Origin of the sequence: Paraburkholderia aromaticivorans (assembly GCF_012689525.1) — a bacterium.
GTDB lineage: Bacteria > Pseudomonadota > Gammaproteobacteria > Burkholderiales > Burkholderiaceae > Paraburkholderia > Paraburkholderia aromaticivorans_A.
Map to the genome: position 1 here is coordinate 1 of NZ_CP051515.1, position 24,953 is coordinate 24,953.

General features: G+C 63.5%; 24 protein-coding genes and 2 pseudogenes. 16 read left to right on the forward strand and 10 right to left on the reverse strand.

Features of this window, described 5'->3' with window-relative positions; genetic code table 11:
- Positions 1-1,350 (forward strand): replication initiation protein, encoded by a 1,350-nt coding sequence (locus tag HF916_RS11745; protein WP_168789131.1) that lies wholly within the window; start codon positions 1-3, stop codon positions 1,348-1,350.
- A 59-nt stretch (positions 1,351-1,409) separates the two neighbouring features.
- Here HF916_RS11745 and HF916_RS11750 read toward each other — a convergent pair.
- The 3 genes and pseudogenes from HF916_RS11750 to parA all read right to left on the reverse strand — a co-directional run.
- Positions 1,410-2,279: pseudogene (locus HF916_RS11750) on the reverse strand (ParB/RepB/Spo0J family partition protein); the annotation flags it as partial.
- 77 nt (positions 2,280-2,356) lie between these two features.
- Positions 2,357-2,468, reverse strand: a pseudogene (locus HF916_RS52025) (ParB/RepB/Spo0J family partition protein); the annotation flags it as partial.
- A gap of 25 nt (positions 2,469-2,493) precedes the next feature.
- The gene (parA, locus tag HF916_RS11755; protein ID WP_012428795.1) at positions 2,494-3,156 is read right to left on the reverse strand and encodes a ParA family partition ATPase; all 663 of its coding nucleotides are present in this window, start codon (positions 3,154-3,156) and stop codon (positions 2,494-2,496) included.
- 1,268 nt (positions 3,157-4,424) lie between these two features.
- On the opposite strand from parA, the gene arsC reads away from it, so the two are divergent.
- Positions 4,425-4,784, forward strand: a complete 360-nt coding sequence (gene arsC, locus HF916_RS11765) for an arsenate reductase (glutaredoxin) (protein ID WP_168791970.1) — start codon at positions 4,425-4,427, stop codon at positions 4,782-4,784.
- A gap of 56 nt (positions 4,785-4,840) precedes the next feature.
- Here arsC and HF916_RS11770 read toward each other — a convergent pair whose 3' ends face one another.
- A complete protein-coding gene (locus HF916_RS11770; protein ID WP_168789133.1) occupies positions 4,841-5,827 on the reverse strand; it encodes a sulfonate ABC transporter substrate-binding protein in 987 nt (328 codons plus the stop codon).
- 227 nt (positions 5,828-6,054) lie between these two features.
- On the opposite strand from HF916_RS11770, the gene HF916_RS11775 reads away from it, so the two are divergent.
- On the forward strand, positions 6,055-7,431 hold the full coding sequence (locus tag HF916_RS11775; protein WP_168789134.1) for a gluconate:H+ symporter: 1,377 nt from the start codon (positions 6,055-6,057) through the stop codon (positions 7,429-7,431).
- 134 nt (positions 7,432-7,565) lie between these two features.
- On the forward strand, positions 7,566-7,856 hold the full coding sequence (locus HF916_RS11780) for a DUF1272 domain-containing protein (RefSeq protein ID WP_168789135.1): 291 nt from the start codon (positions 7,566-7,568) through the stop codon (positions 7,854-7,856).
- A 66-nt stretch (positions 7,857-7,922) separates the two neighbouring features.
- On the opposite strand, the gene HF916_RS11785 is transcribed toward HF916_RS11780, so the two are convergent.
- Complete coding sequence (locus tag HF916_RS11785; RefSeq protein WP_168789136.1) at positions 7,923-8,126, reverse strand: zf-HC2 domain-containing protein; 204 nt, start codon at positions 8,124-8,126, stop codon at positions 7,923-7,925.
- Positions 8,113-8,721, reverse strand: a complete 609-nt coding sequence (locus tag HF916_RS11790; RefSeq protein ID WP_168789137.1) for an RNA polymerase factor sigma-70 — start codon at positions 8,719-8,721, stop codon at positions 8,113-8,115. The genes HF916_RS11785 and HF916_RS11790 overlap by 14 nt, the downstream gene beginning before the upstream one ends.
- Positions 8,722-9,167: 446 nt before the next feature.
- On the opposite strand from HF916_RS11790, the gene HF916_RS51480 reads away from it, so the two are divergent.
- The 3 genes from HF916_RS51480 to HF916_RS11800 all read left to right on the forward strand — a co-directional run bounded on the left by HF916_RS51480 (position 9,168) and on the right by HF916_RS11800 (position 10,436).
- On the forward strand, positions 9,168-9,299 hold the full coding sequence (locus HF916_RS51480) for a hypothetical protein (protein ID WP_013341997.1): 132 nt from the start codon (positions 9,168-9,170) through the stop codon (positions 9,297-9,299).
- Positions 9,300-9,870: 571 nt separating this feature from the next.
- The gene (locus tag HF916_RS11795) at positions 9,871-10,155 is read left to right on the forward strand and encodes a hypothetical protein (RefSeq protein WP_168789138.1); all 285 of its coding nucleotides are present in this window, start codon (positions 9,871-9,873) and stop codon (positions 10,153-10,155) included.
- 11 nt (positions 10,156-10,166) lie between these two features.
- Positions 10,167-10,436, forward strand: coding sequence for a DUF6723 family protein (locus HF916_RS11800; protein WP_240975519.1), 270 nt, complete (start codon positions 10,167-10,169; stop codon positions 10,434-10,436).
- A gap of 175 nt (positions 10,437-10,611) precedes the next feature.
- On the opposite strand, the gene HF916_RS11805 is transcribed toward HF916_RS11800, so the two are convergent.
- Entirely contained in the window at positions 10,612-10,818 is a 207-nt protein-coding gene (locus tag HF916_RS11805) for a hypothetical protein (RefSeq protein WP_168789140.1), read from the reverse strand.
- 364 nt (positions 10,819-11,182) lie between these two features.
- Between HF916_RS11805 and HF916_RS11810 the strand changes: the two genes are divergently transcribed.
- Positions 11,183-11,737, forward strand: coding sequence for an NADPH-dependent FMN reductase (locus tag HF916_RS11810; RefSeq protein WP_168789141.1), 555 nt, complete (start codon positions 11,183-11,185; stop codon positions 11,735-11,737).
- Between the two features lie 105 nt (positions 11,738-11,842).
- Here the strand turns inward: HF916_RS11810 and HF916_RS11815 are convergent, their stop codons facing one another.
- Positions 11,843-12,877 carry a hypothetical protein gene (locus HF916_RS11815; protein WP_168789142.1) on the reverse strand — a complete coding sequence of 345 codons (1,035 nt, stop codon included), beginning with the start codon at positions 12,875-12,877 and terminating at the stop codon, positions 11,843-11,845.
- Positions 12,878-13,101: 224 nt separating this feature from the next.
- Positions 13,102-15,384 (reverse strand): hybrid sensor histidine kinase/response regulator, encoded by a 2,283-nt coding sequence (locus tag HF916_RS11820; protein ID WP_168789143.1) that lies wholly within the window; start codon positions 15,382-15,384, stop codon positions 13,102-13,104.
- A 712-nt stretch (positions 15,385-16,096) separates the two neighbouring features.
- Between HF916_RS11820 and HF916_RS11825 the strand changes: the two genes are divergently transcribed.
- The 8 genes from HF916_RS11825 to HF916_RS11860 all read left to right on the forward strand — a co-directional run bounded on the left by HF916_RS11825 (position 16,097) and on the right by HF916_RS11860 (position 23,802).
- The gene (locus tag HF916_RS11825) at positions 16,097-16,465 is read left to right on the forward strand and encodes a response regulator (RefSeq protein WP_168789144.1); all 369 of its coding nucleotides are present in this window, start codon (positions 16,097-16,099) and stop codon (positions 16,463-16,465) included.
- Complete coding sequence (locus HF916_RS11830; protein WP_168789145.1) at positions 16,458-17,081, forward strand: chemotaxis protein CheC; 624 nt, start codon at positions 16,458-16,460, stop codon at positions 17,079-17,081. The genes HF916_RS11825 and HF916_RS11830 overlap by 8 nt, the downstream gene beginning before the upstream one ends.
- Positions 17,078-18,016, forward strand: coding sequence for a sensor domain-containing diguanylate cyclase (locus tag HF916_RS11835; RefSeq protein WP_168789146.1), 939 nt, complete (start codon positions 17,078-17,080; stop codon positions 18,014-18,016). The genes HF916_RS11830 and HF916_RS11835 overlap by 4 nt, the downstream gene beginning before the upstream one ends.
- 277 nt (positions 18,017-18,293) lie before the next feature.
- Entirely contained in the window at positions 18,294-19,142 is an 849-nt protein-coding gene (gene hpnD, locus HF916_RS11840) for a presqualene diphosphate synthase HpnD (RefSeq protein WP_168789147.1), read from the forward strand.
- A gap of 4 nt (positions 19,143-19,146) precedes the next feature.
- Positions 19,147-20,415 carry a hydroxysqualene dehydroxylase HpnE gene (gene hpnE, locus HF916_RS11845; protein ID WP_168789148.1) on the forward strand — a complete coding sequence of 423 codons (1,269 nt, stop codon included), beginning with the start codon at positions 19,147-19,149 and terminating at the stop codon, positions 20,413-20,415.
- Positions 20,412-22,442, forward strand: coding sequence for a squalene--hopene cyclase (shc, locus tag HF916_RS11850; RefSeq protein WP_168789149.1), 2,031 nt, complete (start codon positions 20,412-20,414; stop codon positions 22,440-22,442). The genes hpnE and shc overlap by 4 nt, the downstream gene beginning before the upstream one ends.
- Positions 22,443-22,445: 3 nt before the next feature.
- Positions 22,446-23,177, forward strand: coding sequence for a phosphorylase (locus tag HF916_RS11855; RefSeq protein WP_168789150.1), 732 nt, complete (start codon positions 22,446-22,448; stop codon positions 23,175-23,177).
- Positions 23,178-23,322: 145 nt separating this feature from the next.
- Positions 23,323-23,802, forward strand: a complete 480-nt coding sequence (locus HF916_RS11860; protein ID WP_168789151.1) for an acyl-CoA thioesterase — start codon at positions 23,323-23,325, stop codon at positions 23,800-23,802.
- A 138-nt stretch (positions 23,803-23,940) separates the two neighbouring features.
- On the opposite strand, the gene HF916_RS11865 is transcribed toward HF916_RS11860, so the two are convergent.
- Positions 23,941-24,951 carry an MlaA family lipoprotein gene (locus HF916_RS11865; RefSeq protein WP_168789152.1) on the reverse strand — a complete coding sequence of 337 codons (1,011 nt, stop codon included), beginning with the start codon at positions 24,949-24,951 and terminating at the stop codon, positions 23,941-23,943.
- Positions 24,952-24,953: the final 2 nt, after the last annotated feature.

Here is a 24,953-nt window from a genome sequence, read left to right on the forward strand (position 1 = left end):
ATGGCCACGAAGCGCGCGAAGAAGACCGACGTAGTCAGCCCGAGCTCGGCCGAATTGCGCAAAGCCGTCGAGGCGATCGCGATTCAGCCCAAAAGCGGCAAAATCACGCTCCTTACCCGTAAGCTGTTCAACGTGCTCCTGGCCGTGGCTCAGCAAGCGGACGAATCCGGCGACACGTATCGGGCCTTGCTGTCCGACATCGTCGCGAACTCCGCGTTTGATTCCAACGACACCGCGCTCGTCAAGGAGCACTTGCGGCGCATGGTGTCGGTGCAGGTTGAATGGAGCACCGGCACGTCCAGTCAGAAGCCAGGCCGGAAATGGGGTATTTCCACGCTGATTGCAGACGCGGAAATTCTCGAAGACCCGACCACTCGCCGTGTCTGGGTGGAATTCTCGTTTGCGCCGAAGATCAAGAAAAAGCTGCTCGATCCGGTCCAATACGCCCGCCTGAGTCTCCAGTTCCAGAGCCAGTTGCGCAGTAGCGCGGGTCTTGCGCTGTACGAGATTTGCGTGCGCTACCTGACCAACCCGAGCCATCTGACGATGCGTGAGACGTGGGAATGGTGGCGCCCTATCCTCTCCGGCACGCCGGACACGGAAGCGGGCGATGAAGCGAAGCGCGAATACAAGTACTTCAAGCGTGATTACTTGCGCCCGGCCATCGCCGAGGTCAACGCCGTCACCAACATTTTCGTCGAATTGATCGAACATCGCGAAGGGCGACGGGTCGCCGAGATCCAGTTCCGCGTGACCGAACGCAAGCAGCCGATGCTCGCGCTCGACGAACATCCGAACGTGTTCGACAGCACGCTGGTCGACAGGATGGTGAAGATCGGCATCCCGCTGAAGGAAGCGCAAACACTCTACGCCGACAGCGAAGAAAATCGCATTCGCGCCGCGCTCCAGATGACCGAGCAACGCATGCGCAGCACGTCGTTGCCGGCGGTGCGCAGTGCGCCGGCGTTGTTCAAGGATGCGTTGAAGAAAGGTTACGCGCCGCCGGTCGAAGCGCTGCCGTCCGGTAGTGGCGGCAAGGCCGCGGTTGCCGCGCCGGCCGACGACCTCAAGGCGCGCCTGCTTGGCGAGTACTCGGCGTATCGCCGCAAGGAAGCGCGCGAGTTGTATGACGAACAAGGTGAGTCCGAGCGGGACATCGCGCGGCAGTCGTTTGAAGAAGATGAATTACCGGGACTCGGCACGCACATGCGCGACGACTGGCGCCGTCGCGGGCTGGATTCGAAGATCGTCGAAACGGCATTCTTCGATTGGCTGGCTCGCAAGACCTGGGGCGAGCCTACCGATGGTGATCTGCTTGCCTTCACGCTGAGCCAGTCGCGCGCGGCGTAGTCACTGAGCGGGGTGCGGCTACCGGCTGCTGCCCCGCCCCCTCTCTATACCAGTCTTTCCTACTTCAACATCTTTTCAATCTGGCGAAGGATGTCGTCACGCTTTTCACGCGTGAGCCCCTTCAGGCGCAGTTCGATTCGATCATCCCCATACGATTTAAGATCGCCGACGGAAACACCGTCGAGTTTGATTTCCAGGCGCTGCGCGTAGCGTTGCCGGCCCGCAGGTTTGGTGCTTTCCTGGGCGGTCGCTCTTCCCTTGACGATGTCCGCGACTTGCCGCGTACTCAGATCGTCCGAGAGGATCTTGTTGATCAGACGCAGCGTTGCGTCGGCGCCGCGGGCAGTGTGATAACGACCCACCTGATACGCCATGTTCGAGCCGAAGCGGTCCGATCGCGCGACCATCTCGTGCATGACGACCTCAGGCAATTTGGCGATCGACAAGGCGACCGTAACGGTCGACTCGTCTAGCCCGAGGTGTTCGGCAAGTTCCTTCTGACTCTGGAAATGCCGGTCGTCGAGAAAGCGTTTCCATACGACCGCGTTGTCGAACACCGTCTGCGAATCGCGTTGGACGTTGAGGTCGTAGCCGAGCTTGTAGCTCTGGATACCGATCGGCAGATCGATGACGATCGCCTTCACCGTTTCCTTGTTCGCTTCTTTCAGGGCCCGCACTCGTCGTCCGCCGTCGCTGACGTAGTAGGTGCCGGGATTGTCGTAATCCGGGATGACGTGAATCGCCTGCTGCTGCCCCTGCTTTGCCAGATTGACTGCGAGTTCGGCAATCGACGACTTCAGATAGAAGTGCCGCGGATTGAAGGGGCTCGGCTTGATCGTCTTGAGCGCCAACTCGATGACCTGGCCCGGCCTGTAGCCGTGCTCGTTCCGCCATGTGCGGTAGGCCGCCGATTCATTGGCCGTGTCAGCGGCGTCGATTTCGGCGATGCTCTGCGACGGCATGACGGGCGCGATGGAACGCCTCACCGTCTCGCTACTCTTCGGATCATTCTTGACCAGGCCGTCGATAGCGTTCAGCCGATCGAGCGCGGTTCGCTTTTCGCTGCTGGTTGTGTCAGGACGTGCTTGAAAGCCTTTGGCGAATTGGGAGGGTTTCATTCAGGGTCCTTTATGCGCATAAATTTCACGGGAGCAAGGCGGCGATCTCATTCGCGCACGCCCGTACTTCGATGGCGGCCAGCTTGGCGCCGCGATCATTCATCTGAAGCACTGTTTGCCCTAACGCCATGGCCTGCTTGTAGGCCTCGCGTGTTGGGATCTGTGTCTTGAGCAGCGGGAACCCGAGCTCTTCCAACGCGCGCTTCAGTTCGCGCGTCAGCATCCGTTTCTCCTCGGTCTTATTGAGCAGGAAGACCGCGCGCAGGTCTTCATTCATGACCTGAGCCTGCTGGACGAGCTTCACCAATCCGATACTCGACCAATAGTCGGCGGGCGACGACGATGTCGGGATCACCGCGACGCTTGCGGCGAGAAGGACGACGCCGGAGACTTTCTCGGTGATAGAAGGCGGGCAGTCGACGACGATGATGTCGTAGTCAGACACGAACTTCTTGATCTCGCGATGGATCTGGCTGCCTGCTTCGGAGAGGTTGACGACTGGAAAGGGGATACCGGTGTCGCCGTCTGATGATGCACTGGCCCAGTGGATCAGCGTGTTTTGACCGTCTGCGTCTACGACGAGGACGCGCTTGCCTTTCTCATGAAACGCAGCGCCGAGGTGCATCGCGATTGTGCTCTTCCCGACCCCGCCCTTCTGCTGAGTTACCGCGATGATTTCTGCAGCCAATCTTCACCTCCTCTTTTTAGACGCAGATGGATTTTACCTGGATGAATTTGTATTTCAATCGTTTTTGTGTAAACGCGAGAAGGATTAGCCGTTCGGGATAGGTTTATGCGCATAAAGGATGGAGGCGCGGTGATTGGGACGCTGTGACGATTGAGGGATGCTGCGGGGGCGACACGTCGCGGCCGCCGAGTTTGGTCGATGCGCCGCGCTGTAATGGTTGCGAGTGGCCGTGGATTAATAGCCGCGTCAGCGCTGAAAGCGCTCAAGCGGTTTAGATAGGACGACGCCAATTCGAATGCCTTCGTGCCGTGCCCGGATCGCTGTATGTGTCAACGCGGGCTTTGCCGACAACGCGACATGCGCTAGCGGCCAACGCGTGACAGGTCGACGGAAATAGCCGCGAGATTTATGCGCATAAACTCCCCGCAGCAGGCTCTTCTGTGACGATTGTTTGCCAGAGAGAGCCGGCTAGTAGCTCACTGCGTCGAAGCGGTGAGCGAGCCGAGAGCCGAGGAGCCGCCGCGATGGCCCCCATTCTCGGCCTCGACGGTGGGGGCGTTGGACACTGCGTCCGCGGGCTGCAAACAGCGACGCTTTGCGCGGTTGGGCTATAGCGGACGATCAGCCCCGCCGCTTTATGCGCATAAAGCGTGGACCATAGCCACTAACAACAGGATTGATGGCCCAACACTTAACCAACGTCTCAGCCAAGCCCCTTTGCTCAGAGCATCTGCAGCCCAAAAGACTCACGCTGCACGGAGTTCGATCTTAATCGAGCCCACGAGCCCACGAGCCCACGAGCCCACGAGCCCACGAGCCCACGAGCCCACGAGCCCACGAGCCCACGAGCCCACGAGCCCACGAGCCCACGAGCCCACGAGCCCACGAGCCCACGAGCCCACGAGCCCACGAGGCCGCGTTCACGCACCGCAGGGCAGGTGATTCATAAAGACCCAACAAGGTCCATCGCGTCCAACACCATTTGGCAAACGCGCAATAAATTCGCTGGCGAGCCGAACAGAAAAATACCTCATCAATCCGGAAAATTTGGCCGAACGCGACCACCATGCGCGTCACACGATTTCGAAAGCACCTTACCCCTTGTGAATCCGCATCCACCGCGCACCGCCCGACTCCGCCAATACCAAAGCTCTGCAACAAGCCTCGCCCTGCCAACTCCCCACCCGTTAAAATCACTCAAGTGAAAACCCACCCCGCCGACCGCAGCACACATGCAGTCGCAAGCCACCCATCACCCCCAAAAAACCATGATCACGATCTACCACAACCCCCGTTGCTCAAAATCGCGTGCCACATGTGAGCTAATCACCACCACCTACAACAGCGCAAACGAAGCCACAGAAATCGTCGAATACCTGAAGCATCCACTCACGGTCGAACAACTCAAGCAACTCAACGCCCAACTAGGCTGCACCGTCCGTGAAATGATTCGCGACACCGAAGCCGAATACAAGGAACTCCAACTTTCCGACACCGCCTTGACTGACACTCAGTTATACGAAGCATTGGCGAAACATCCGATTCTTCTGCAACGGCCGATCGTCGTGCGAAACGGGCGAGCCGTAATCGGCCGCCCGCCGGAAAACGTCGCCGCGCTATTCGCCTGAATGGCGTAGCAAGGTGCTCAACTCGAAGCTGGATATATGAAGGCCAACGTGCAAATCTAGACCTTGCTACCCGGCAACGCCGCATCCTTGGTAACGATCTTCGTCGGGATGATGCGCAACTCGCTGAATGTATCGGCGATACGTTGCTGTTCCGCGAGTACGTTCGCATCGACAGGTTTGTACACGTGCGCGTAGTGCCGCAAACCCGCTTCGATCACGCCCGCGTCGAGCCCCTGAATCGGCGCGAGCTGCGCGGCGGCCTCGCTGTAATGCCCTCGCACCCACGCGCCTTCTTTGCCCACTTCGTCCATCGTGATCGCGAGCACATCGGCGTTCTGTTCCGCAAACGACCGTGCGCTCAGGAAGAACTGGTGATGGCTCACGATGCCGTCGGCATCCGCGAGCAAGCGCGCGTTCGACTGCCGCTTCGCCGCTTCGAGGAACGGATCCCAGATCGCCCATGCATCGATCGAACCGCGTTCGAAGGCGGCGCGCGCATCGGCGGGCGCCAGATAGACCGGCTGAATCTCGCTGTACTTCACGCCGGCTTTCTGCAGCGCGGCGACCAGGAACCAGTGAACATCCGAGCCTTTGTTGAAGGCGATTTTCTTGCCCTTCAGATCGGCCAGAGTTTTAATCGGCGCATTCTGATGCACGAGGATGCCTTCGGCGTGCGGCGTCGGGACCTCATAGGCGACGTAGACGAAGTTCGCGCCGGCGGCCTGCGCGAACACGGGCGGCGCCTCGCCTACATAGCCGAAGTCGATGGCGCCGACATTCAGTCCTTCCAGCAACTGCGGTCCGGCAGGAAACTCGGTCCATTTGACTGTGATGCCGAGCGGCGCGAGCCGTTTTTCGAGCGTACCGTGCGCCTTCATCAACACGAGCGTATTGGCGGCTTTCTGATAACCGATGCGGAATTCCTTGGCGTGCGCCTCGGCGGCAAAAGCGGACGTGGAGATGGCAGGCAGCGTGGCGGCGGCGAGCGTTGCGCCCACGCCGGCAATGAACGCGCGGCGCGTGAGCAGCGGATGACGTGACATGAGAGGGCTCGTAAAAATGACGGACGCAAAACGGACCGATTGGCTCCGACGATAATTCGTCTGCAAGCCTGGACGAACCGATAAATTCGCATAAGCAAATCACGCGAATGAAACGAAGCACGACGGCCTGCGATTTGCCTGCCTAACTGCGTCGAATCTTCAGCCGCCGCTACAATTCGTCATCCGCGCCCGGCCGCGGCGGAGTCATTCGACAAAAAAGGAACACCGTGCATCTGACGACAACACTCGCGCCGTGGTCATCTCACGACACCCAACTCATTTTGTCGTGCGTGCTGGGGCTCGTACTGATCATCGTTTTCATCAGCGCGCTGAAACTGGCGCCGTTCCTGTCGATTCTGGTCGGCACGTTTGCCGCGGGTTTTTCAGCCGGCTTGCCGCTCGAGGCCGTCGCCAGCGCATTCAGTAAAGGCGCCGGCGCGTTGCTCGGCGACGTCGGCATCATCATTGCGCTCGGCGCCATGCTCGGTGCGCTCATGGCGGAATCCGGCGCGGCCGACCGGCTCGTCTCGACCATTCTCAAACACTCCACGCCCCGCACGCTGCCGTGGATGATGGCGGTCGTCGCGCTGATCATCGGCTTGCCGCTCTTCTTCGAAGTCGGCCTCGTGATGATGGTGCCGATCATCTTCGTGATGGCGCGCCGTTCGCAGCAGCCGATCCTGCGCATCGCGATTCCGGCGCTGGCCGGCATGACCACGCTGCACGCCCTCCTGCCGCCGCATCCGGGTCCACTGATCGCGGTGAGCGCGCTGCATGCCGATCTCGGCTTGACTCTGGGCCTCGGCCTGATCGTCGCGATTCCCGCCGTGATTCTCGCGGGTCCGCTGTATGGCATCTGGTTGTCCAAGCGGATGCACGTCGTCGAGCCGGAGGAAATGGGCAAGCTCTTCAGCGCCAAGCAAGACACCGGCGAGCCGCCGAGTTTCGCGATCTCGCTCATCACGATCCTGTTGCCTGTCGTGTTGATGCTAGGGCGCACGGTCGCCAAGCTGCTGCTTCAGCCCGAAACATTCCTGTTCGACACGCTGAATTTCCTGGGTGAGCCGCTGATCGCGCTCGGCCTTACCGTGCTGTTCGCCGTGGTGGCGCTGGGTTGGTCGCGGGGCATGGCGCGCGAACGCGTCGGCGGGATTCTGCGCAAGAGCTTGCCGCCGATCGCCGCGCTGCTGCTGACCATCGGCGCCGGCGGCGGTCTCAAGCAGGCGCTCGTGGTGGCCGGCATCAGCTCGACCATCGGCAAGATCGCGGTCGGCGCCCACATGCCGCTGATTCTGCTGGCGTGGCTGATCGCGGTCGCGCTGCGTCAGGCGACCGGCTCGGCGACGGTTGCCACGACGACGACGGCCGGCATCGTCGCACCGGTCGTCGCCGGCCTCAGCGCGACGCACAATTCGCTGATGGCGCTCGCTATCGGCGCGGGCTCGGTGTTCTTCTGCCACGTGAACGACGCGGGCTTCTGGATGGTCCGCGAGTATTTCGGCCTGCAATTGAAACAGACCGTGCTGGTCTGGTCGGTGTTGCAGACAATCGTGTCCGTCGTCGGCCTCGCGCTCACGCTCGTGTTGTGGACCGTGCTGACTTGACGGCGCACCAGGCTCTCGCGGCGTTGGCAGGAATTGACGCGCGGCTGTCCATTCCGGACGGCCGGCGACGCTTACACTGCCCGGCAGGCGAACTGCGCTCCCGCAGTTCGCTTCCCTGAAAACGCGGAGCCACCATGCTAGAACTGAGACCGTCCTGCGAGGGATGCGGCAAGTCACTGCCGCCGAACGCGTCCGATGCCATGATCTGCACGTACGAGTGCACCTTCTGCGAAGTGTGTGCGCTCACTACGCTGCGCAACGTGTGTCCAAATTGCGGCGGCAATTTCCAGCATCGACCGATTCGCACGCGCGCGCAGCTTGAGAAACATCCGGCCGGCGCCACGCCGCATCCCGTTTCGATCGACGAAGCGTCGCACGCGCGTTTCTTCGAGCGCTATCGGGACACGCCGCCCGGCGAGCGCTAGACCTGGTGGCGCGCTCACACGCGCCATGACAGCGAAGCACCGCGCGTGCCGCACTTGCAGCCCGCTTCAATCGTCGCTATTCACCGCGCCCGGCGTCGCGATTCCGCTCACGGTATGCGCCGCCACGCGCAGCAGACGGATCTGCTTTCGATAGTTGCGGCAGCCACTGCAGGTCGGCAGATGCAGCCGGATCGCGACCCACTCGCCGGTCGTCAAGGAGCGGTCGAGCGCGTCGGACAACAAGCGCGTGATGTGCTTACATTTCCCCATTTGCGTCCTCGCTGGATAGGCCCTTTTCGCTCAGGCAAGTGCGCAAGCGCAGCCGCGCGCGGTAGATCAGCACGCTGCAATGATTGGCGGTCATCTGCAATTCGGCACAAATCGCCTCGGTCTCGAGATCGAGGAATTCGCGCATCATGAACACGCGTCCGATGTGCTCGGGCAAGCATTCGAGGCACATCTCGAACAAGGTCCAGAACTGTTGCTGACGCAGCACGGTTTCAGGCGTCGGCCACGGGCGCGGCTTGGTTTCGCGCGACCAATGGCCGTTGTCCTTGAACAGCTCGCGATCGAGCAAGCCTTCACCGTCGAGTTCGGATTCGAGCGCGGACAGGTTGATCGTGCGTTGCCGGGCGCGCAGGGTGTCGACGAGTTTGTGCCGCAGGATGCCGAACACCCAGGTCTTGTGCTCCGACTGCGCGGCGAATCGATCGGCTTGCGTCCATGCCGCAGCGAGCGCTTCCTGGACGGCGTCTTCCGCGGCGGCGGCATCGCGCAATTGCAAACGGGCGAAGCGCACCAGGTCGCGCCGCAATTGCGTCAGATAGACAGGATCGTCGAGCGCCGGCCCGCCTACTTGCGCCATGGACGGCCCCGGTGGTGCGATCCTGCCTGTCGCATGTTTTTTCCTGGATCGTAGCGATTCATAAGCGGGTGGTTTTCCTCGCACTGTGGCTGAGCGCGTGCGCCATTCTCCCGCGAACGCTTGCGCAATCGAATCGGTATTGAACATAGGCCCAACCATAAGCGATGACCAGATGAGCTTAGTCGCACCGCGCGGGTGGTTATGACAACGACAATAGATTATTGCGAAAATGGAAATTACCAAGTAGCGGTGCTGGAAGTGCACTCCCGCGCAAGGCATGTCCATCGCCGATGAAGGCTCGAAATTGCATCAGACGGCCGACCGGTTTATTTCAGGATTTGAAATAAAGTCTTATTGTCTTCGCTGTTTTTCAGTGGACGCTCAGTCGATATTCTTCAGTCCATCGATCGCACCAGATCGCGAACCAAACGCTGAGGAGCCGCACCATGAAACGCATTCTTTCCGCCCTGATCGCTTCCGTCGCCCTGTTTGCAGCCGCTTCCGGCGCAGCTCACGCTGCCGCTCCGTCGCAATGCAACGGCCCGGCGTCGTACTGCAACGTGTTCTTCGGCAACTGAGCGGCTGACGGGCGCGGACCCGTCGACGAGGAAGTTTAAGAAGTCAAAAAGAAGGGCGCCGATAGTGGCGCCCTTTGCTTTTGAAGCAAAAAATCAGACCGGCTGCATGATGCTGGCGTGAGGTCTTCCGCGCAGCGCGACGACCGCCCAAATCAACGCGGCAAACGCCCTCGGCCAATAAAAATCCAGAAAAACACAGCCCAAGGGAAGTGGCACATTACACAAGCGGAAAACAATACCCGGCACTCCGAAGCAACACTCGCGCCCGGCACGCAAATGCGTTCAATGCTCACCCTACTAACGTGTTACAGTGGGTCAACAGCTTGCAGTTCTCCTGCGCATCGCGCGCGGTCCCTGACGCAAACGCCTCGCATCACAGCGCCCTGAACTGAACAGGGTCCCTTCCTTCTACGCAGCTCCGCGGTGTCGTCAACCTGGCCTAATTGAAGCGGCCGTTCTTTACGCACATCGTCGATCAACACCACGTTTCGCTGGTACGCCGCGATCTGGCGGGCATTGCGCCCGACAACGAAGCCACGTTCCACGGAAGCCATCACCGGAGACGAGCATCATGGGCAATACGATCAGAAGCTATCGAGGTCTTGAGATCTATCCGTTGGTGTATCCGCACCAGCCGAGCGGTCTCGATGGCATCCGCCACTACGATTCGGGCTTCGATGCCGCCGTGCGAATCTGCCGCCGCGGCACCGACGACACAATGACCAGCAGCCGCGTGTTTCGCGTGCCGAGTCGTTCACCGTTCGGCGCGGCCGGCGACGCGCGCATTGCTTCAACCAGCTACGCAGAGCAGGTCATCGACGGCATGGTTGCCGGCCAGTCGATCGTTGGACTCTGATGCGCGCGCCAATGGCAAGTCAAGCTTCCAGGCGCTCACAGGGCGCGAATCTTCCGGCGCTCACGGGCCGCGCGAACTATCAGGTGATGGCGTCGTCGCGCCGTACTTCGAGCGGCACTGTGCCGACGCTGAAAGTGATCCGCTTGAGCGACGAACGCGTGATCTACCCGTTCCAGGGGCACGCCGACATGCCCTTTTTCGAAGACGCCGAAGCGGCGCAGTCGTTCGCCGAAACCTACGGCTGGCAATTGGTGGATGGCGACATCGCGGTGCCGGAATGACGCGCTGAATGCGGAGCGAGGCAATCTCGTGACGCAGGGGCACCAAGGCACCAAGGCAGCAAGGCAGCAAGGCACAACGCCTCGCCTGAGTGGCTCGGCAAGTCGCCACCGCAAATCACCAAACGCCAGGCGCAGTGCGGCGGCGCAAGACAATAGGCCCCGCCGCTGCCGGCGACTAAATCTTCCCGCCGCCATCCATGCCGCTACCGTGGCGCCACACTTCCTTGCCGCGTTCGGACAACTCGCCGCTGCTATGCAAGGCGTCCGCTTCCGTACCGTCGACGGCCATCTCGCCCCCGGCCTGTTCCTGTGCCCGCTGCTTTTGCTTCTTGCGAGCAGCGACCGCTTCGTCGTGGGATTTACCTGCGTAATTCGAAGTCATGGCTCGATCCTCCATCAATTAGACGTGCTCGCGCGGCGCACCTCACCGGTCATTTATGCCTGACGCGTCGATTTCGGTCGGAACAGGACAGTAGCAAACACCCGTTTGCCTCAAAACGTCCTAGGCCGAAAGAATGCTTGATTGACAAGGCAAAAGTACCAGTTATCCACAAGGTTATTCAGCGAATCTGTGGATAACTTTTGTGCGCATCAAAGTTATCCACCGCGCCCCACCCCGTCGTACTGCCTCAATAGTCCCGGCGCCGGTATTTTGGCGCCCGCCGTCCCCGCCCGCGTGGCTTTTGCCTATGATGGACAGTTCGTACCCTTTTGCGCCTCGAGCGCCCCACACAAGGAAGCGAATCATGGCCCATCACATTGCAGTCGTCGTTGGCAGCTTGCGTCGAGAGTCGTTCAACCGGCAATTGGCGCAAGCCGTGATCTCGCTGGCGCCGTCGGACTTCACCTTCGAATTCATCGATATCGGCTCATTGCCGCTCTACAGCCAGGACTACGACGCCGACTACCCGGAAGCTGGCAAGCACTTGAAGCAGCGCATTGAAGCGGCCGACGGCCTGCTGTTCGTCACCCCTGAATACAACCGCTCCATGCCCGGCGTGCTGAAAAACGCGCTCGATTGGGGTTCGCGGCCGTGGGGCACTAATTCCTGGCGCGGCAAACCCGGCGCCGTAATCGGCACGTCGCTGGGCGCGACCGGCACGGCGTTGGCGCAACAGCATCTGCGCAATGTGCTGGCGTATCTCGATGTCGCGGTGCTCGGTCAACCCGAGGTGTTCATCAAGCACGATGCGGCGGTCATCAACGAAAAAGGCGAGATCCTCAACGACGGTACGCGCAAGTTTCTACAGTCTTTCGTCGATCGCTACGCTGCGTGGGTCAAGCACCGGGGCGCTGCTTGACGCGGCCGGCCTGGTAGCAGCGCGGTACAGAAGCGAGCCGATCAAACGACTCAACGCGGCGGCATGCCGTGACCTCACGGCCTGCCGCCACGAACGCTTTCACGCTCAGACGTGATGATGTCCCGTCACCCGCTCCCAGCCGTGACGTACGGCTAGCTTAAAACGCTCCCACGTGCTGTCCGGCGACGTGCTTTCCCAATGGCGCCGTGCTTCCGGTTCCACGTCGTCCCAAGGCTGGTCGCGATAGCGCATGTCCTTGCCGATCTCCGCGCCATAGCGGTAGGCCGGCACATAGTCTTCGTAACGTGCGTTTTCGGCGGCGTACTGCTCGTCGTAGTGCGCGCGGAAATCTTCCTCGTACTCGAGATACTCGTTCGGCATCTGAGCGCCTAAACCGGCGGTCGGCTGACCCGCTTCGGAAACGACTTCGGACGGCCGCATGATCGCGCCCGAACCCGGCATCGAGCCTGCGGCGATCGCGCTACGGCCCACGTCGCCGACCAGCGGATCTGTCACCGGTTCGTTGACCGGATCCATCACAGGTCGCTCGCTGAGAGGCGGCGGCACGAACGGCTCGGCGTCGGTGCTGCCCGGCGGCACCATGTATCTCGGCTCAGCCATCGTGGCAGGCCGTGCAGGCGCAGCCGCGTCCGCAGCGGCTGCGCCTGCGGCCTGCGTCGACACGCTCGATGTACGCGGCGTGCCGGGCATCACGGCGCCGATGCCAAGCTCATCGAGGACAGAATGCTCGCGCCCGGTTTCGTCGATTGGCGCGTCCCAATCGGGTGCGCGTTCGCCGATGTCGGTCGCGCCCAGTCTCGTCAAGGTAGTGCGAGCGAGGTCCGCATGGGCTTCACTCACCGCGTTGACGCACACCAGCACGGCGCCGCGGCGTACAGCCTCGGCGTAGCGCGCTGTTTCCGGCGCACGTGGACCGCTTGCAAACAGGCTCGACAGGAAGCGTTCGATATTTGCCAGCACACCCGAACTGGCAACTTCGTCGGTCGCGGAACCAACCGACGGTTCCGGATTCGCCTGCAATTCGATCGTCTCGCGGCCGAAACCGGTTTGGACAAGCGTGTCGCGCGCAGCTTCCGCTTGAGCATAGGTGTCGAATAAACCAATCACGGTGTGTCGCATGGCTGTCTCCCGACGTATTGAGGCACAACGGACGACGCGCCAACGCGCCGCCCTCCCTGCCCCGGTACACCGCAACGTTCATGCCGGGCCCGTGCGGCGGGCCTGCACGCCTGCTGGCGCCTACCCGCGCGCGGCGTCGGCGAAAAAAGCGCGGCATACCGCCGCCGCGCTTTTACAACCACCGGTAAATGCCAGACTTGGGTCCACGCCCGCCAGCGCCGGCCTTACTCCGCCGGATGCGCCGCCGGGTCGGCGCCGGTCTGCGTCAGATCGCGCTGGATCGTTTGCAGGAGTTCTTCCAGCAAACCGATATCGAACGGCTTGGAGAGGACGCGCACGTCGACGTGGCGCGCCCGATCGAGTTCTTCCGCGTAGCCGGTGACCAGAATGACCGGCAGTTTGGTGTCGAATGCGAGCACCGCCTCGGCCAGATCGATGCCGTTCAAGGTGCCGGGCATATGAATGTCGGACAGCACCAGATCGAACGGCAGCGGTTCGCCGGTGCGCGCTTGCCGCGCGTGGGCGTCGTCGAACAGGCGCAGCGCGGTGTCGGCGTTAAAGACGCACGTGACCTGATGGCCCATCATCTGAAGCAGGGCTTCGGTGCCGGCGGCCACTTCCTCGTTGTCCTCGACCAGCAGAATGCGCAAGCCCGGCGGCGCGCCGCTCTCCTCGGTGCCGGATTCCGACGGTCCGTCGACCTCCGGCGCAGCCGTGGCGCGCGGCAGATAGAGACGCACAGACGTGCCCGCGCCGACTGCGCTGTCGATCGCGGCGAGGCCGCCGGAGCGCTCGCAGAACGCGAAAACCTGCGGCAAGCCGAGGCCCGTGCCCATGCCTTTCGGCTTGGTCGTGAACAGCGGTTCGAAGGCGCGCGCGAGCACGTCGGGCGCCATGCCCGCGCCGGTATCTTCGAGTGACAGTTGCACGAAGTCGCCGGTCAGCGGAAAGCCGTCTTCGTGCCGGAAATGGATGTTGGTGGCGCGCACCGTGAAGCGCCCGCCGTTGGGCATGGCGTCGCGCGCGTTCACCGCGACGTTGATGAGCGCCAGCTCCAGTTCGGCGACGTCGACGCGCATCGGCCAGATCTCGACGCCGATATCGATCACCAGCGACACCTTCGCGCCGAGCGAGGCGCGCAGCAACTCGCGGCACGCCGGCAGCCAGCGTTCGAGCGACAGCGTCTCGTTGCGCAGCGGCTGCTTGCGCGCCACGCCGAGCAATTGCCGCGTAAGCGACTGGCCGCTCTTGAGCGCCCGCTCCATCGCCGACAATTCGCGGTCCAGACCCGCTACGCCGCGCCGCCGCGCGATCTGCACGTTGGCCGAGAGGATCATCAGCAGATTGTTGAAATCGTGCGCGACGCTGCCGACTAGCGTGCCCAGGGCCTCCATCTTGCGCGACTGACGATACGCCGATTCGATCGAGCGGCGCATGGACGCTTCGGCCTGCCAGCGCTCCCACGCTTCCTGTTCGGCGCCGAGGCGGCGCAGCGACAACCAGATCACGCACCATAGCGCAATGGACGGCGTGAACATCGACAGGATCAGCACGCCGAGGTGCCGGTACCACGCGGCCCAGATCGCCGAGGCACGATAGCCGCACACCACGTACACGGGATACGAGCCGACGTGGCGGAACGCGAGGATCAGATCTTCGCCGTCGACGTTCGAATGCATGCGCACCACGCCGGCCCGCCGTCCCTGCGCGAGGGCTTCGGCGAACGGCGTTTGCGGGGCCATGGCGTTGGGCTCGCGCGGCGTGCGCGGATAGTGCGCGAGGATCGAACCGTCCGTGCGCACGAGGCTCATGGTCATCGGCGTGCTGCTGTTGCCGCCGAGCAGTTCGCGGTAGAACGCGTCGAAATAGCTCGGCCGCAGCGCGACGGAGACCACGCCGGCGAACGAGCCGTCGGCGCCGGGCCGTTCGACGCCCATGTTGAACACCTGTTCGCCGGCCACGTGTCCCGTCATCACCTTCGACACATGCTCGAGATCCTTGCCGTCGCGAATGCCGATGAAATCCTCACGCTCGCCGACCGAGATGGCCGGCGACGGCAGGTAGCGGCTGCTGGCGAGCAAGGCGCCGTCGCGCCCGAAGATCGACACGGCGGCCACTTGCGGATAGCCGCCGCCCATGACGCGCAGCTTCTCGTGAATGGCGGCTTCACGGGCGCGAATACCGTCGTCGTCCAGTCCCTCGGTCAGATCGACGATGCGCGCGTCGAGCGTCTCGTTCATGTCGAACACTTTCAGCGCGTGTTCTTCGGCGATCCGCACGGTGCGCAGCGTCATGTCGGTGGCGTCGGCATCGCGCGTGCGCAGATCGCTAATGGCCATGGCCGCGACATACGCGCAAGGCAGGACGATCGCCACGATCAGCAGCGCGATCAGCGTAATGCGCCGCACATGGAAATTCTGTTCCGGCACGGCGGGGAACAACGCCTCATTCTGCCGGCTAGCGGCAAGGCGGCTCGCGGGCGGCGGTTCGAACCGGTCTGGTGTCATTGTCGATAAAGCGAAGGTCGTTCGGGACGCAGAGGCCAGGAGTCAGCATCATACGAGAAGCATAGACACGGAGCGGCAGTAGAAGTTACCCGCGGCAAACGGACCGCCTTGAGGCCACTGTCGGGCCGCCGCGACCCGCGACTCAATTGTCTGCTTTTAAAACAGCGACGAATCGAGAAGCGCAAACGTACACAAAAGGATGGAAGCAGGAGAATTCCTTCCGAATCTACCAAAACATTTCTATAAATAGTATTTAATGGGAAAATCTCTTTAATGAAAGTGAAATTGGCGAGTTGCCTTTCCGCCGTTTTACTTCGAAAATCGGCGCCATGATAAAAATGCGTCCGCCATGTTCGGACGCATCTGCCGCGAGGGCACCCAGCCAAACCACGCGTACCACGCGTGGCGGAAGGCGCTCGCGGAATCACGTGCGCGGCAAGGGACCAGCCCGATCCACGAAGCCGCGCGGATTCATCTACGGGGTAGGCTCGAACATGCCGGTCATCGCCGTCGTCCACCGTGCGCGTACGCTCTCAGGCGTGCCCACCGGTTCCGCCCATCGCGCCTCGCCGCGTGCGCTCCCCGCTCGCCTGCAATCCGCATTTCAGCAAGCTTCAGCCCACTTTGCCGTTGGTCGACAGACTTCGCGCTAAAGAATCCGCCTCGATCCGCCGTTAACGCGAATGAGCTAATTCCGCTTTCCGACCCGCCCATGCCTTTGCCAATTGTGATCGCCGACGATTCGTTGCTTGCCCGCAAGGTGCTCACCAAGGCATTGCCGCCGGACTGGGAGGTCGACGTGTCTTACGCATCGAACGGGCGCGAAGCGCTCGCTCTGTATCGTGAAGGCAAAGCGTCGGTCATGTTCCTCGACCTGACCATGCCGGACATGACCGGCTATCAGGTGCTGGAAGCGCTGCAGCACGAGGATCTGAATACCTTCGTCATCGTCGTCTCCGCCGATGTTCAGCCGATGGCCCAGTCGCGCGTGCGCGCGCTCGGCGCCGCGGCGTTCATCGCCAAGCCCGTGACGCCCGAGGCGGTACTACCCATCCTCAAGGAGTACGGGTTGTATGTCTGAGCCAGTCCTCAACGAAGATCAGCGCGACGCGCTGCAGGAGGTCGCCAATCTGGCGATGGGCCAAGCCGCGACGCGTCTTGCGCGGCTGCTCGATGCGTTCATCGAGTTGTCGGTGCCGCGCGTGAAGGTGGTGGCGGTCAGCGAGGCGGCGCAGGCGCTGCGGGAGATGACCGGGATCGAGGACACGGTGAGCGCGGTGCGCCAGGGCTTCCGCTCCGATATCAAGGGCGAGGCGCTGGTGATCTGCCGCAGCGACAGCATCGAGCAACTGTGCGCGCTCGTCAGCGATCCGTACTCGCGCTCGACTTACGAGGCGGTGAGCCAGACAGAACTGGTGTTCGACGTGGCCAACGTGCTGACCGGCGCCTGCGTGTCGTGCATTCTCGACCAGCTCGGCCGCACGCCGATCTTCTCCGCGCCGGGTTTGCTCGGCGAAGCCATGACGCTCGACGAAGTTTTCCAGCCCGGCGTGCTGCAATGGGAAGTGGCCTTGCTGGTCGAAGTGAATTTCGCGCTCGAAGACCAGAGTTTCCGCGCGCACCTCGTCATGCTGATGGCCGAGGAATCGATTCGCCACATGAACGGGGCGCTCGACGCGCTGTTGTCGAGCCTATGAATGTGCCCGTGGACTCGTTGAGCGATCTGGTGGTCGAACGTGTTGGTTTCGGCATCTTCGTGCTGGACCGTGACATGAACGTGCTCATGTGGAATCGCTTCATGCAGGATCACAGCGGACTGACGCCGGATCAGGTGGTCGGCAGGTCGCTGTACACGCATTTTCCGGAATTGCCGCGCGTGTGGCTGTCGCGCAAGATCGAAAGCGTGTTTCAGCTGGGCAGCTTTGCGTTCAGTTCGTGGGAACAGCGCCCGTATCTCTTCAAGTTCGATCACGACCGGCCGATTACCGGCGGCGTCGATTTCATGCAGCAGGACTGCACCTTCATGCCGCTCATGCGTGAGCGCGAAGTGGTGGCCGTGTGCGTCACCATTTCCGACGTCACGCACGTGAGCATCGTGCAGCGCGAACGCGAAGAGGCCGTCGCGAAGCTGCAGGAATACGCCGATCGCGACGGCCTGACGGGCATCGCCAACCGCCGCTTCTTCGAAGCCCGCCTGCGCGGCGAATACACGCGCTGGCAGCGCTACGGCGGCGACATGTCGGTGCTGCTGTTCGATCTCGATCACTTCAAGAAAATCAACGACCAGTTCGGCCACGGTGTCGGCGACACGGTGTTGCGCGTGATGGCGCAGCGCGTCGCCGAGGTGGTGCGGGCGCAGGACACCTTCGGGCGCTTCGGCGGCGAGGAGTTCGCATTGCTGCTGCCTTGCACGCCGCTCGACGACGCGATGCGCGTCGCGGAAAAGATCCGCTGCACGATCGCCGACACGCCGGTTGAAGTGCAGGGCACGAGCGTGCCGGTGACGGCGAGCGTCGGCGGCGCGTCGGCCCGGGTCGGCGTGGCGTCGTACGACGTGCTCATCAACGAAGCCGACGCCGCGCTCTACAGCGCGAAGCGGCAAGGACGCAACCGCTCGGTCGCGTTCGTCTGACGATGTCGCACGGGAGCGGCGTTTCGCCTTGCAAGAGACGCCGTGTAAGCCACAGAGCGTGCCGTGACGCGCACTGCCTGACGCGCGCCAGGCTTCCTTCCGGCCCCATATCCGCCGACGAAACTGCGGCATCTCGCAAACGTTGATATACTTTTTGCCGTTTCCGGCCTCCCAGCCGGGTGTTTCGCGCGTGTCCGCGCGCGCGTGCCGCCGGCCCTGCGGGCAGGCATAAAACTTCTTGAACGCCTTTCAGCGGGCGCCTCCAGCGGAGATCGTCTTGGCTGTTTCCAATCTTGTCGTGGACGATACAGAAATCGACGCCGCTGCCGCCACATCCGGCAGTTCGTTCTATCTCGCCATGCGCATCCTGCCGGCCGCGCAGCGCGATGCGATGTATCAGGTCTACGCTTTCTGCCGCGCCGTCGACGATATCGCCGACAGCGACCTGCCGCGCGCCGAACGCGTCGCCGCGCTCGAGCGCTGGCGGGCCGATATCGACGCGTGCTATGCCGGCGCGCCGCGCGCTTCGCTGCGCGCGCTGACGCGGCACATTCATACGTTTCATCTGCAACGCGAAGATTTTCACGCGATGATCGACGGCATGGCGATGGACGCCGCCGAAGACATCTGCGCACCCGATGAAGACACGCTCGACCTCTATTGCGACCGGGTCGCCAGCGCGGCGGGCCGTCTATCGGTGAGGATATTCGGGATGCAGGAAGAGCCCGGCCGTTTGCTCGCGCATCATCTGGGCCGCGCGCTGCAACTCACCAACATCCTGCGCGACATCGACGAAGACGCCGGCATCAACCGCTGCTATCTGCCGCACGAATTGCTGGCGCGCGAAGGCATCGCGGTGACGAATCCCACGCAGATCGCCGACGATCCGTCGCTGCCGCGCGTGTGCGCCACGCTCGCCGAGCGGGCCAAGGAGCACTTCGCCGCCTCCGACGCGATCATGGACCGCGAGCCGCGCAACCACGTGCGCGCGCCGCGCATCATGTCGGGCGTGTATCGCGTGCTGCTCGAACGGACGCTGGAGCGCGGCTTCGACATTCCGCGGACGAAGGTCAGCAAGCCGAAACTCCGCATGTTGTGGATCGTCGCGCGTTACGCGCTCTTCTGAACTGATGCAAAAGCTCGTACATGTGGTCGGCGCAGGCCTTGCCGGCCTGGCCGCCGCAGTGCAGCTGCAGCGGCGCGGCGCGCACGTCGTGCTGCATGAAGCGGCTGCGCAGGCGGGCGGCCGTTGCCGCTCGTACTACGACCCCAAGCTGGGCGCGACGCTCGACACCGGCAATCACATGGTGGTGTCGGGCAATGCCGCGACGCTCAACTACGCGCGGGCGATCGGCGCCGCCGACGAACTGGTCGGCCCGGCCCAGCCCGAATATCCGTTCATGGATCTGGCCACGCGGGCGCGCTGGACCGTGCGCCTGTCGCCGGGACATCTGCCGTGGTGGGTCTTCGACCCGAACGCGCGCGTGCCGAACACCGGGCCGGGCGACTATCTGGCGCTCGCGCCGCTTCTGTTTGCCAGACCGGGGCGCAGCGTCGCGCAGAGCATGCGTTGCAACGGTCCGCTGTGGGACCGTCTGCTGCGGCCGCTGTTTCACGCGATGCTGAACGTCGAGCCGCGCGATGCGTCGGCGGAACTGACGGGCGCCATGGTGCGCGAAGCGCTGCTTGCCGGCGGCCTCGCGTGCCGGCCGCTGGTGGCGCGCAACGGCCTCGGCAGCGCGTTCGTCGATCCGGCGTTGCGCCTGCTGCAACATGGCGGCGCGGCGATCAGGCTGGGTTCGCGCCTGGACGGAATCGTCTTTGCCGCCGACAACCGCCGCGTGCAAGCGCTGAATTTCGCCGCCGAAAGCATCGCGCTCGACGCGAACCATGCCGTGATTCTCGCGGTGCCACCAGACATCGCGCAGACGCTCGTGCAAGGTTTGCGCGCACCGACGCGCTTCGCGGCGACCGTCAACGTGCATTTCGCGGTTGAGCCGCCATTCGGTTTGCCGCAGGTCACCGGGCTGCTCAACGGCACGGCCGAGTGGCTGTTTGCTTTCGAAGGGCGCTTGTCGGTGACCGTGAACGGCGCTGAGCGGTTGCTGGACACGCCGCATGAGGCACTCGCGGCCACCGTCTGGGCCGAAGTGGCGCAGGCGGCCAGCTTGCCGGTCGCGCCGATGCCGGCCTGGCAAGTCGTCGTGGAAAAACGTGCGACCTTCGCCGCGCTGCCGGATCAGGAAACGCGGCGGCCCGGCGCGCGTACTCGCTGGAATAACTTGATGCTCGCGGGCGACTGGACGGCTACCGGCCTGCCCGCGACGATTGAAGGCGCGATCCGCTCCGGCCAGAAGGCCGCGGATACGTTGCTGAATGAACCGATGGAACGCCGATGAACGATTTATCTCAAGCCCAACCGCTGGACGCCGTCCTGCCCGATTTCGCCGACGCAGCGCCGAGCGCGCCCGCGCCGGCCGTTACGGGCGAGGCGCCCACGGCATCGCTCGACGCCGCGATCACGCGCGCGACCGAGGCGATTCTCGCCGCGCAGAAGCCGGACGGCCACTGGGTCTACGAACTCGAAGCCGACGCGACGATTCCCGCCGAATACGTGCTGCTGGTTCACTATCTCGGCGAAACGCCGAACGTGGAGCTGGAACAGAAGATCGCGCGCTATCTGCGCCGCATCCAGTTGCCCGACGGCGGCTGGCCGCTGTTCACCGACGGCGCGCTCGACATCAGCGCCAGCGTGAAGGCGTATTTCGCACTGAAAATGATCGGCGACCCGGCCGACGCCGAGCACATGGTTCGCGCGCGCGAGGCGATTCTCGCCCACGGCGGCGCCGAAACAGTGAACGTCTTCACGCGGATTCTGCTCGCGCTGTTCGGCGTGGTGTCGTGGCGCGCGGTGCCGATGATGCCCGTCGAGATCATGCTGTTGCCCATGTGGTTCCCGTTCCATCTGTCGAAGGTGTCGTACTGGGCGCGTACGGTGATCGTGCCGCTGCTCGTGCTCAATGCGAAGCGGCCGGTGGCGCGCAACCCGCGCCGCGTGCGCATCGACGAATTGTTTCGCGGCGCGCCGGTCAACACCGGCCCGCGCGATCGGGCGCCGCATCAGCACGCCGGCTGGTTCCGGTTTTTCAGTGGCGTGGACGTGCTGCTGCGCGCCGTCGATGGCCTGTTCCCGAAGGCCACGCGCGAGCGCGCGGTGCGTGCGGCGGTGGCTTTCGTCGACGAACGGCTGAATGGCGAAGACGGCCTCGGCGCGATTTTCCCCGCGATGGCGAACTCGGTGATGATGTACGACGTGCTCGGTTATCCGGCCGATCATCCGAATCGCGCGATTGCTCGCCAGTCGATCGACAAGCTGCTCGTCATCAAGGATGACGAAGCCTATTGCCAGCCGTGTCTGTCGCCGGTGTGGGATACGTCGCTCGCGGCACACGCGCTGCTCGAAACCGGCGAGGCGCATGCCGAACAGGCCGCCGAACGCGGGCTCGCGTGGCTGCGTCCGCTGCAGATTCTCGACGTGCGCGGCGACTGGATCTCGCGCCGTCCGAATGTGCGGCCGGGCGGTTGGGCGTTCCAGTACAACAACGCGCATTACCCGGACGTCGACGATACGGCGGTGGTCGTCATGGCGATGCAACGCTCGGCGGCGCTGACGCAATCGGATGTCGATCGCGAAGCGATCGCGCGGGCGCGCGAATGGGTGGTCGGCATGCAGAGCAGCGATGGCGGCTGGGGCGCGTTCGAGCCGGAAAACACGCAGTACTACCTGAACAACATTCCGTTCTCCGATCACGGCGCCTTGCTCGATCCGCCGACCGCGGACGTGTCGGGCCGCTGTCTGTCGATGCTCGCGCAACTCGGCGAAATGCCGCAGAACAGCGAGCCGGCGCAACGCGCGTTCGACTACATCCTGAAGGAGCAGGAATCGGACGGCAGCTGGTATGGCCGCTGGGGCCTGAACTACATCTATGGCACGTGGACCGCGCTGTGTTCGCTGAACGCAGCCGGCCTGCCACACGACGACCCGCGCATAAAGCGCGCGGCGCAGTGGCTCCTGTCGATCCAGAACGACGACGGCGGCTGGGGCGAGGGCGGCGAGAGCTACAAGCTCGACTACCACGGCTACGAGCGCGCGCCGAGCACGGCGTCGCAAACCGCGTGGGCGCTGATGGGCCTGATGGCGGCAGGCGAGGTCAATCGCGAAGCGGTGGCGCGCGGCGTCGCGTATCTGGAGCGTGAACAGCGCGAGCACGGTTTGTGGGACGAAACGCGTTTCACCGCGACCGGTTTCCCGCGCGTGTTCTATCTGCGTTATCACGGCTATCGCAAGTTCTTCCCGTTGTGGGCGCTGGCGCGCTTCCGTCATCTGAAGCGCAACGGCCTCACGCGCGTCGCGGTCGGGATATAACGGATGCCGCTTCCCAACCCGCCGTCCGCCGATGACGGTCGCAGTCCCTTGCCGGTGATCGTGGTGACGGGCATGGCGTTCGAGGCGCGCATCGCCCGAGGCGAAGGCGTCGAGGTCGTCTACGCGGCGCGCGCCGATCTGCTGGAGCGCGCGTTGAGCGTGGCGGTCGAGCGCGGCTGTTCGGGCATCGTCAGTTTCGGCACGGCGGGCGGTTTGGCGCCGGACCTGGAGCCGGGCTCGCTGATCGTCGCGGATGCCGTCGAGGGGCCGTTTGGGCGCCTCCAGACCGATCGGGCATGGTCCGACAGGCTCGCGGCCGCGCTGGCGGCTGGGCCGCTCTCCACACGTTTGCGGCGCGGCCTCATGGCGGCTGTCACCGCGCCTCTGGTGAGCGCGAGCGACAAGGACGTGCTGCATCGCTCGAACGGTGCCTTGGCGGTGGATATGGAGTCGCACATTGCCGGCGCGAAGGCTGCCGCGCAAGGCGTGCCGTTTGCCGTGTGCCGCGCGATCGTCGATCCGGCGTGGCGCACGCTGCCTTCCGCGGCGACCGCCGGCCTGCGCGACGACGGCAGCACGGCGCTCGGGCCGATTCTGCGGGAATTGATGCGACAGCCGTCGCAACTCGGCGCGCTGATCCAGGTTGCCGTCGACGCCCGGGCGGCGCGGCTCTCGCTGGTCCAGGCGCGGCGAGCGATCGGTGAGGCAGGCGCTTTTCGCATGGCCATCGCCTGAAACGCTCGCGCGGCTGCGGCACTTCCCTTTATTCAACAGATATTGCAGAACTAGGGAAAACCCTTATCTTTGGTACAATGTAAGTGTTAACCCTAGTCTGCGGCGCTAAGCCGGTTGCCTAGGTGCCTCGAACACGGAGTACCAAATGAATTTCCACACCAGAAAGTGGGTCAAGCCCGAAGATCTGAACCCCAACGGCAAGCTGTTCGGCGGCAGTCTTCTGCGCTGGATCGACGAAGAAGCCGCGATTTACGCGATCTGCCAGCTCGACAATCAACGCGTTGTGACCAAGTTCATGTCGGAGATCAATTTCGTCAGCTCGGCGCGGCAGGGCGACATCATCGAACTCGGTATGACGGCCACGCATTTCGGCCGCACCTCGATCACGCTGAGCTGCGAAGTGCGCAACAAGATCACGCGCAAAAGCATCCTGACCGTCGAGAAGATGGTGTTCGTCAACCTGGACGAGAACGGTGAGCCGGCGCCTCACGGGCGCACACGGATTCGCTATGCGGATGAAGCGTTTGCCCGCTATCGCGAGGATTCGCGGCCGGTGTCGCAAGGCGCGGTTGCCGTCGAAGAAGAGCGGGTTGCGCCGCGTGCCGAGGTGGATAGCCTGCATTGAACCGATTGATGGGCTCTAACGCAGGCTGCGGCGCATTGCGCGCCGACGCGCTAAGCGGTAACTCGTCCTGTTCTGTGCCAGCGTCGAGTTCGGCTTTACGGGGCGCCCGTTCTGGGCGCCCCGTCTAAATCCCAATACTTATTGCGTCACCGGCGCTGAAGCCGGTTGTGTGCTGTCGGCCGGCGCGGCGGGCGGTGTCGGTGCGGCCGTGCCTGAAGCGCCGTTGGGCGTGGCAGCCGGCACGGTCGGCGTCGAACCTGCTGCGCCGCTCGCGGGCGTTTCGCCTGGATCGCTGTAGTTGGGCACGCCCGCCGGGGCGCCCGTGGCAGCGCCAGAGGCCGCATTCGGGGCTTCCGCTGCGTCGCCCGGGTCGGCGTAGTTCGGCAGCGCGCCAGCCGCCGGCGCGCCGGCTGCGGGTGTCTCCGAGGCGCCGGAATCGCCCTGATCGTCATAGTTCGGCAGCGGCGCTGCGTTGTCGGTGCCGCGCAGACGCGCGCGGCGTTGCTGCGTATAGGCGTCGCGCACGAACGAGTACTTGTCCAGCGCGGCCTGTTGCAGCAGATCCGACGCACCCAGCAGGTCGGAGCGCACGCTCACGAACTGCAGCAGGTACAGCGGATTGCGCACCGCCGGCTCCATGTAGTTCAGCGGGTTGAACTTCACGTCGACGATAAGACCCATGCTGTCACGCACCGTGCTCGGGCCGAACAGCGGCAGGACGAGGTACGGGCCCGACGGAATGCCCCAGTGACCCAGCGTCAGGCCGAAATCCTGGTGGTGCTTGGGCAGCCCGGCCGGCGTCGCCCAATCGAGCAGGCCGCCCAAACCGAAGGTCGAATTGAACGCGAAACGGACGAGGTCCTCGGTCGCATCGGTGATTTTCAACTGCAGCAGCGCGTTTGCGGCGTTGCCCAGATCGCCGAGATTCGAAAAGAAGTTGCTCACGGCGGTGCGCAACGGCTGCGGCGTCACCTTCTGATAACCCTTCGCCACCGGAACGGCGACGTAGCGATCCAGGCCGTCGTTGAAATTGAACACGACCCGGTTCACCGGTTCGAACGGGTCGCCGGGTTTGCGGTCGGGGCCGGTGGCGCAGCCAGAGATCAAACCGGTGGCGACGAGTGCCAGCGCGGCGTTACGCAGCTTCATGC

Bases quoted from the DNA above. Each gene is read 5' to 3' on its own strand.
- HF916_RS11745 (WP_168789131.1), top strand. From the start codon at position 1: ATGGCCACGAAGCGCGCGAAGAAGACCGACGTAGTCAGCCCGAGCTCG.
- arsC (WP_168791970.1), top strand. From the start codon at position 4,425: ATGATCACGATCTACCACAACCCCCGTTGCTCAAAATCGCGTGCCACA.
- HF916_RS11770 (WP_168789133.1), bottom strand. From the start codon at position 5,827: ATGTCACGTCATCCGCTGCTCACGCGCCGCGCGTTCATTGCCGGCGTG.
- HF916_RS11780 (WP_168789135.1), top strand. From the start codon at position 7,566: ATGCTAGAACTGAGACCGTCCTGCGAGGGATGCGGCAAGTCACTGCCG.
- HF916_RS11785 (WP_168789136.1), bottom strand. From the start codon at position 8,126: ATGGGGAAATGTAAGCACATCACGCGCTTGTTGTCCGACGCGCTCGAC.
- HF916_RS11790 (WP_168789137.1), bottom strand. From the start codon at position 8,721: ATGGCGCAAGTAGGCGGGCCGGCGCTCGACGATCCTGTCTATCTGACG.
- HF916_RS51480 (WP_013341997.1), top strand. From the start codon at position 9,168: ATGAAACGCATTCTTTCCGCCCTGATCGCTTCCGTCGCCCTGTTTGCA.
- HF916_RS11795 (WP_168789138.1), top strand. From the start codon at position 9,871: ATGGGCAATACGATCAGAAGCTATCGAGGTCTTGAGATCTATCCGTTG.
- HF916_RS11800 (WP_240975519.1), top strand. From the start codon at position 10,167: ATGGCAAGTCAAGCTTCCAGGCGCTCACAGGGCGCGAATCTTCCGGCG.
- HF916_RS11805 (WP_168789140.1), bottom strand. From the start codon at position 10,818: ATGACTTCGAATTACGCAGGTAAATCCCACGACGAAGCGGTCGCTGCT.
- HF916_RS11810 (WP_168789141.1), top strand. From the start codon at position 11,183: ATGGCCCATCACATTGCAGTCGTCGTTGGCAGCTTGCGTCGAGAGTCG.
- HF916_RS11815 (WP_168789142.1), bottom strand. From the start codon at position 12,877: ATGCGACACACCGTGATTGGTTTATTCGACACCTATGCTCAAGCGGAA.
- HF916_RS11820 (WP_168789143.1), bottom strand. From the start codon at position 15,384: ATGACACCAGACCGGTTCGAACCGCCGCCCGCGAGCCGCCTTGCCGCT.
- HF916_RS11825 (WP_168789144.1), top strand. From the start codon at position 16,097: ATGCCTTTGCCAATTGTGATCGCCGACGATTCGTTGCTTGCCCGCAAG.
- HF916_RS11830 (WP_168789145.1), top strand. From the start codon at position 16,458: ATGTCTGAGCCAGTCCTCAACGAAGATCAGCGCGACGCGCTGCAGGAG.
- HF916_RS11835 (WP_168789146.1), top strand. From the start codon at position 17,078: ATGAATGTGCCCGTGGACTCGTTGAGCGATCTGGTGGTCGAACGTGTT.
- hpnE (WP_168789148.1), top strand. From the start codon at position 19,147: ATGCAAAAGCTCGTACATGTGGTCGGCGCAGGCCTTGCCGGCCTGGCC.
- shc (WP_168789149.1), top strand. From the start codon at position 20,412: ATGAACGATTTATCTCAAGCCCAACCGCTGGACGCCGTCCTGCCCGAT.
- HF916_RS11855 (WP_168789150.1), top strand. From the start codon at position 22,446: ATGCCGCTTCCCAACCCGCCGTCCGCCGATGACGGTCGCAGTCCCTTG.
- HF916_RS11860 (WP_168789151.1), top strand. From the start codon at position 23,323: ATGAATTTCCACACCAGAAAGTGGGTCAAGCCCGAAGATCTGAACCCC.
- HF916_RS11865 (WP_168789152.1), bottom strand. From the start codon at position 24,951: ATGAAGCTGCGTAACGCCGCGCTGGCACTCGTCGCCACCGGTTTGATC.